This is a genomic window from Kitasatospora sp. NPDC059088 (assembly GCF_042738155.1).
Classification (GTDB): domain Bacteria; phylum Actinomycetota; class Actinomycetes; order Streptomycetales; family Streptomycetaceae; genus Kitasatospora.
The window spans coordinates 1-6,327 of sequence record NZ_JBHYGR010000102.1 but is presented as its reverse complement, the minus strand read 5'-3'; the positions used below and the strand labels follow the sequence as shown (position 1 = coordinate 6,327).

The 6,327-nt window shown below is 73.1% G+C and carries 6 protein-coding genes; 3 read left to right on the top strand and 3 right to left on the bottom strand.

From position 1 onward, the window contains the following. Window positions 1-104: 104 nt before the first annotated feature. From ACFWXO_RS33250 to ACFWXO_RS33240, 3 genes are all read right to left on the bottom strand, one after another. Entirely contained in the window at window positions 105-470 is a 366-nt protein-coding gene (locus ACFWXO_RS33250; protein WP_380528599.1) for a hypothetical protein, read from the bottom strand. A 59-nt stretch (window positions 471-529) separates the two neighbouring features. Beyond that, the gene (locus ACFWXO_RS33245) at window positions 530-1,024 is read right to left on the bottom strand and encodes a ricin-type beta-trefoil lectin domain protein (protein ID WP_380528597.1); all 495 of its coding nucleotides are present in this window, start codon (window positions 1,022-1,024) and stop codon (window positions 530-532) included. Between the two features lie 121 nt (window positions 1,025-1,145). After that, window positions 1,146-1,688 (bottom strand): hypothetical protein, encoded by a 543-nt coding sequence (locus ACFWXO_RS33240; RefSeq protein ID WP_380528595.1) that lies wholly within the window; start codon window positions 1,686-1,688, stop codon window positions 1,146-1,148. Between the two features lie 233 nt (window positions 1,689-1,921). On the opposite strand from ACFWXO_RS33240, the gene ACFWXO_RS33235 reads away from it, so the two are divergent. From ACFWXO_RS33235 to ACFWXO_RS33225, 3 genes are all read left to right on the top strand, one after another. Next, window positions 1,922-4,546: a tetratricopeptide repeat protein gene (locus ACFWXO_RS33235; protein ID WP_380528593.1), complete on the top strand. Its 2,625-nt coding sequence runs from the start codon at window positions 1,922-1,924 to the stop codon at window positions 4,544-4,546. 165 nt (window positions 4,547-4,711) lie between these two features. Beyond that, complete coding sequence (locus ACFWXO_RS33230; protein ID WP_380528591.1) at window positions 4,712-5,116, top strand: hypothetical protein; 405 nt, start codon at window positions 4,712-4,714, stop codon at window positions 5,114-5,116. A 102-nt stretch (window positions 5,117-5,218) separates the two neighbouring features. Next, window positions 5,219-6,115 carry a hypothetical protein gene (locus tag ACFWXO_RS33225; RefSeq protein WP_380528590.1) on the top strand — a complete coding sequence of 299 codons (897 nt, stop codon included), beginning with the start codon at window positions 5,219-5,221 and terminating at the stop codon, window positions 6,113-6,115. Window positions 6,116-6,327: the final 212 nt, after the last annotated feature.

Below are 6,327 nucleotides of genomic sequence, written 5' to 3'. Positions count from 1 at the left end.
GCGCCCAGGCTCGCTCACCCCTCCGCGCGGCTCGCCCTCAACCCGGGTGGCCCGGGCGCCCCCCCCCCGCCCCGGGGGCGCGGGGCGGTCGGAAACGGCACCGGTCAGTACGAGGCGCTGGTGGCACATCGGCCGGTGTCGCCGTTGCACACCACGACGTGCGAGGTGATCCCGGCGTCCAGCAGGGTGTCGGTCCAGGCCGTGTCGTGAGGGATGTTGGTCCAGTTGCTGGAGCTCCCGCCGTTGGACTGCGAGAGCACCACGCTGCACGCGTTGCCCCCGGTGGAGATCGCGTAGCCCTGTACGTGGTCGTGCCCGCTGTAGAACGAGACCACCATGCCCCCGGCACAACCGGGGACGTTGGCCGGGTAGGTGGTGTCGGCCGACGCGATCCCGGTGCTGAGGCCCAAGCCGACCGCGGCGACGGTGGCGACGGCGCCGAGGCGGACGGCGGTGCGCTTCGTGATCATCGGTGTCTCCTGGTGTTGTCGGTGGTTGCTCTGGTTGCTTTCCGGTTCCGGCCCGCGCGCTACCGCGTCAGGTACCAGCTCTGGTACGGGTTGTTGCTGTTGCAGCCCTCCTCGTGGAACAGGTAGGGGCTGTTGTTGCCGTTGTCCAGGCAGGAACGCACGGCGAAGTTGAAGAACTGGGTGCCGTACGCGCCGTTGGTCATCGCCCAGATCTGGTACGGGTCCTTGTCGTCGCAGGACTTCATCTGGACCGTGCCGGAGCTCATCGCCCGCATGCAGCGCCCGCTGCTGTCGTTGCGGAGCTGGACGTTCGGGTAACCCGTGTCGGGCGCGGCGGACGCGACCTTCCAGCGGAGGTTGGCCGCGCCGGTGCTGTAGGTGGTCGAGCTCAGCTCGTAGCTGCCGTACACGCTCCCGAGGTGGTGATCGATGAACTTGACGCTGCCGATGACCAGGTTGTCCTGGTTGTAGTAGGCGTTCGCCGTTCCCGACGCGCCGACCACCGTGACGAGTGTGGCCGCCACACCGAGCACGGCCGTGTACCGGTACCTCATTCGTTGCCCCCCAGTCGGTAGGAATCGCCGTCGCCGGCGCGGGGTCCATCCTCACCGCGGCCCGTACGGACCGACCACGACGTTCACCCGACGTTGACCGGACACTTCCGCTGGGGGGCCGTCAGCGCGGTCCGTGCGGCGGCCAGGGGCCGGCCAGCAGCCGTTCGGCCTCCGCCACGATCGCGGCGCCGAGCTCGCCGAACGTGCGGATCCGCTCGCCCGCCGGGCCGTCGCACCCGGTGTCCAGGGTCACCAGGGGCCACAGCGCGCGGGGCCGGCCGAGCGCGCCCCAGCCACCGTGGGCGATCACCTCGGTGCCGGTCGCGGGTGCCGTGCTGCCGTTCACGATCAGCCGGAGCCACCAGTGCACCAGCTCCCAACGCGCCGCCTCCCACCGGGGGCCGGTGTCCTCGCCGGGCAGGCCGGCGGCGAGGCCCAGTTCGCCGAGCACCCGGTCGAAGAGCTCGGGAGCCCGCCCATGCTCGCCGTACGGGAGGCCGGCGGCCAGGAAGGTCCGGTGGTCGGCGGCGAACCGGAAGCCGAACCGGGCCTCGACGTCATCGAGTTCCCCCTCCCCGAGGCCCGGCCCGATCTCGGCACGGAGGCACCGCTGGAGCTCCCGGGCGGCTTCGAGGGTCAGCAGCGGGGACGGTGCAGGAGGCATTCGAACAGCCTAGCGGCCCGGTGGCACCGCTTGCCGCAGTCGAATTGAGCGGCCAACGGAGCGGCGCGGAGGCGTAATGGCCATTCCCGACCCTCATCCGCCGCCGTACGCACATCCCCCGAACCGATACCGACCGCTTCTCGCACCGACCCGCCAACGTTTCGCTCACGCGAAGCGGCCGGGTTCCGCGGCCGGTAGCCTCGGTGCCCGGCCGCGGACGGGGGGACGAGCGGGTGGCGAGTCGGAGTCAGAAGTCCTACCTGGGGCTGCACCTGGCGCTCACCGGGGCGCGCTGTCAGAAGCCGGACTGCGGGCACCCGCTGACCCGGACGGTGAACGGGAAGCCGGTGCCCGAAGCCGAGATCGCGCACATCCGCGCGCGACGACCCGGCGGGAAGCGGCACGATCCCTCCTGGAGCCACGAGCAACTGGACGGCGTGGAGAACCTGCTCCTGCTCTGCCCGGCGCACCACAAGGTGATCGACGGGACGGAGGCCGACGACTACACGGTGGCGGAACTCGAGAGCTGGCAGCAGCACCACCGGCCGCAGGGCCCCGGGCCGGAGTCGGACGAGGCAGCCGCGCTGGCGCCGGCCCCCTGGGCGGTGCCGCTCTGGCGGTCGTGGCCCACGGTGGCGGAGCTGGACGCACCGGGCGCGGGGGTGCGGCCGAGTTGGCCGTACGACGGTGCCACCGTTCCCGCGTACGTGCCGCGCGACCACGACGCCCAGCTCGCCGAGTCCTTGGCGCGGGCCGGTGTGCAGGGCGGGCTGGTGCTGGTCGCCGGCGACACCGCCTGCGGGAAGTCGCGACTCCTCTTCGAGGCGGCCCGCCGGGTGCTCCCCGACCACCTGGTGTGCCGGGTACCCGTGGGCGGGCTGCGGGCAGCGGTCGCGGCCGTGCTGCACTGCCCCAGGCCGTGCCTGCTCTGGCTGGACGACCTCGGACCCGACGACCGGTTGCAGGGCCTCGACGTCGCCGAGCTCCGGCGGAGCCGGGTCCCGGTCCTCGCCACCGTGCACACCCGGCACTTCCCCCGGCCGACCGCACCCCCGCCCCGGCTCCCGGCGGACGACCGGCCCGCGGCCGTGATCTCCCCTGCGGTGCTGGACCAGGCCTTGACCGTGTTCCTCGAACGGGCTTGGAGCCGAGCCGAGTTGCAGCGGGCGAGGACCGTCGAGGACCCGCGCATCCGACTGGCCGTGGAGCAGTGCACCCACCTGGGGGTCAGCGAGTACCTCGCGGCCGGTCCCGCCCTGTGGAGGACCTGGCAGGCGGCCTGGCGGATCGGCGGGAACCCCCGGGGGGCCGCACTGGTCCGCGGCGCCGTCGACCTGGCCCGCACCGGACTGCGCGGCCCGTTCTCCCCGGACCTGCTCGAACGGGCGCACCGCTACTACCTCGTCGACGCCGGCGGCGAGCTCCTGCAACCCGAGCCCCTGCACGAGGCCTTCGCCTGGGCCGAGACCAGCCGGATCGGGATGACCGGCCTGCTCCAGCCCGCGTCGGACGGCGCGCGGCGGCCGTTCGCCGCCCTCCTCGGCGACTCACCGCCGCACTCTCCCGGCCCCGTCCACCCGCTGCTCTGGTTCGAGGCCCTCGAAGACGCCCTCGCCAACGCCCGGGACGTCGAGACCGCGTGGGAGGTCGCGATCACCGCGGAACGCGAACACCCGTCCGTAGCGCCCTGGCTGTGGCGCTCCCTGCGGGAGGTGGGCGTCGGAGCGGCGCTGCGGCGGGAGGCCCTCACCTGGCTGCGACTGGGCCGTTGCGAGGAGGCCCTGACCCTCCTGCGCGAGCACGCCGACCCCGCCGACCCACTCGCGCACCGGATCACCGGGCTGGTCCTGCGCGAACTGGGCCGCTACGACGAGGCCGAGGCGGCATGCCGCGCCGCCTACGCAGCCGGGGACGCGGACGGCCTCGCCGACCTCGCCCAACTGCTGGCCGAGCGCGGCCGCCCGGACGAGGCCGAAGACGCCTACCGCCGGGCGGCCCGGGCCGGTGCCCGGAACGCCTGGTTCAACCTGGGCGTCCTGCTAGCCGACCGGGGGAAGAGCGAGTCGGCCGTCCGTGCCTACCGACAGGCCGTCGCCGCCGGCGACCTGGACGCCCTGACGAACCTGGGGCAGCTCCTCGCCGAGACCGGGCGGACCCGGGAGGCGGAGCAGGTACTCCGCCGGGCCGTCGAGCACGGCGATCGCGAGGCGCAGCTGGACCTCGCCAACCTCCTCAAGCGCCTGCACCGCACCGACGAGGCCGAACGGCTCTACGAGCAGCTGATCGAACTCGGCGACGCCCGCGCCTGGATCAACCTCGGCAACCTCCACGACGTCGGCGAGCGCCCCGACCGGGCCGAACACGCCTACCGGCAGGCCCTGGCGGCCGGCCTGACCGTTGCCCACGCCTACCTGGGACGGCACCTGGTGCGCCGGAAGCGCTGGCAGGAGGCCGTACCGCACCTGCGGCAGGCGGTGGCCCTGGACCCCGAGCAGTCCGGCCCGATGCGGCCCGAGGACGGTATCCCGTTCCTCGGGACGGCGCTCAAGGAGCTCGGCGAGACCGAGGAGGCCAAGGACGTGTTCCGGGCCGCCGCGTTGGCGGGCGAACCGCTGGCCGCCGTCGGCTTCTTCACGGTCTCCGACGAGTCCGAGGCCGAGGAGCGCCGCGCGCTCCTGCGGCGGGCAGTCGACCGGGATGACCCGGACGCGATGCTCGTGCTGCTGGTCGACTACGAATCGACGGGGCACCCCCGGCGGGCGAAGGCGCTGCGCCGCCGTCTCGTCGACTGCGGCGATGCCGTGACCACCGTACTGCTCGCCGCGTACGACCGGTCCTCGGCGAGCGTGGCGGGCTGAATACACTTCCGAAACTATTTCAATACGATCACAAGATGAGGCAAAGACGCCGTAAAGCAGATGATCGTGCAGGTCCGGGTGATTTCCCGGGATAACCTTGCGGCGCTTTGGGCGGCCCCTGCCGGGATTTCCGCCGCCCGTGTCGTTCCTCTGGGGAGTCATTTCATGAAGAAGTTCCTTGCCGCCCTCGCCGTGGCCGGCACCGCCGCCACCTCGGTGGTCGTGCTGGCGCCCGCCGCCTCGGCCGCCGGCTGCGTGCCCAACAGCATCACCAGCCAGGGCACCACGTTGAACAACGTCACGGTCCTCACCAAGTCCAACTCCCCGTGCCACGACGTCAACGTCTCCTGGTCGAACAACCCGTGGGGCAAGTACTCCGGCTACGCCGGCTACTACCGGAAGTCCTCCGGCAGTGGCTGGATCGGCGCCTCGCGCGGCTACGTCCAGTTGGACAACGGGACCCACGACATCAACGACCCCGCCAACACCCTGATCACCGACCTGAGCCCCGGCACCCAGTTCACCGTGATCAGCCGCAACCCGGGTGACCAGCTCGTCGTCGTGCACTGACGCCCCCCGTGGCCCCCGCCCGGAAAGCGGGCGGGGGCCACGGTGCTTTCGCGCCCATCACCGGTCCCGTCCTCCCCCCTGCCCCGCCGGAGTCCTCCGCCCATGCCCCGCGTCCACCGGCGTCCGCGCCGCACCACCGCCCCGCACCCGGCGGCCGGACTGCTCTGCGCCGCCCTGGCCCTGACGACCGGATGCTCGGCCGCCGGCCCGGGAGCCACGGCCGCCATCGCGCCGCCCTCCGCCGAACGGGCCGCCGTGGACTACCGGTTGCCGACGGACCTCACCCCGATGCTGCTGCCGGCCACCGGCGTGGACACCCGGCTCACCCAGGGGCTCGACGGCTTCACCGCCCTGGTCCGGGACCGGGCGATGCGCGACTGCCTGGCCACCGCCCGCGTCCAGGTGCCCGACGCCCCGCCCCCGATGTTCATCCGTCAGTTCGAGATCCCCGACCTGGCCCACATCGCCCGCCACGGGTTCAGCCCGAGCACCGTCCCGACCGCCCCCACCCCGGCAGCGGTGCCCACGGCGTCCGCCGACCCGGCCGCCCAGCAGCGCTGCGACCGGGAGGGCGCGACCGCCTCCGACCACCTGCGCTCCGGCTACGGGCCCTTGCAGTCCGCCTGGCTCACCGGCCTCGCCGTCCTGGAACGGGACGAAGCGGTGCTCGCCGCCCGACGGGAGCTGCCGGACTGCCTGTCCGGGCAGGGCGTCCGGGCCGACGGCGAGCAGCACTTCTTCGACCAGGTGGACCGCGCCCTCCAGAGCGCCCCGACCGAGGAGGCCGCCCGCGCCGAGGACCGCCGCCTCGGCGCGGCCTACGCCCTCTGCATGCGGCCGGTCGAGGCGGCCCGCGAGCCGCTGCGCGCCGCACTGCGGGACACCTTCGTCCGGGAGCACGGGGCCGAGCTGGCCCGGGTGCGCGACGCGCTGCCCGGGCGGGTCGCCGAGCTGGAGCAGCGCTACTCGATCCGGTTCGGGGTGCCCGTCGAGGCGTGACCGGCCGGGGGACCGGGCGACCGTAGTACTGGCGTATGACTCCGGTACCCCACGGGGGCTACGAGCGACAACAGGACGGTTACCTCTGCGGGTTGATCCGATCCGGAGCCGCGGGATCTAGTGTCCTGAGTCCTTGATCCGTCGGATGTATCCAGCGAGGGATTCGAGGATCTGGTCAGCGGTTTTGGTCCAGACGTAGGGCCGGGGGTCGG

Excerpts from the sequence above, each read along its gene's own strand:
- ACFWXO_RS33250 (WP_380528599.1), bottom strand. The coding sequence starts at position 470 with ATGATCACGAAGCGCACCGCCGTCCGCCTCGGCGCCGTCGCCACCGTC.
- ACFWXO_RS33245 (WP_380528597.1), bottom strand. The coding sequence starts at position 1,024 with ATGAGGTACCGGTACACGGCCGTGCTCGGTGTGGCGGCCACACTCGTC.
- ACFWXO_RS33240 (WP_380528595.1), bottom strand. The coding sequence starts at position 1,688 with ATGCCTCCTGCACCGTCCCCGCTGCTGACCCTCGAAGCCGCCCGGGAG.
- ACFWXO_RS33230 (WP_380528591.1), top strand. The coding sequence starts at position 4,712 with ATGAAGAAGTTCCTTGCCGCCCTCGCCGTGGCCGGCACCGCCGCCACC.
- ACFWXO_RS33225 (WP_380528590.1), top strand. The coding sequence starts at position 5,219 with ATGCCCCGCGTCCACCGGCGTCCGCGCCGCACCACCGCCCCGCACCCG.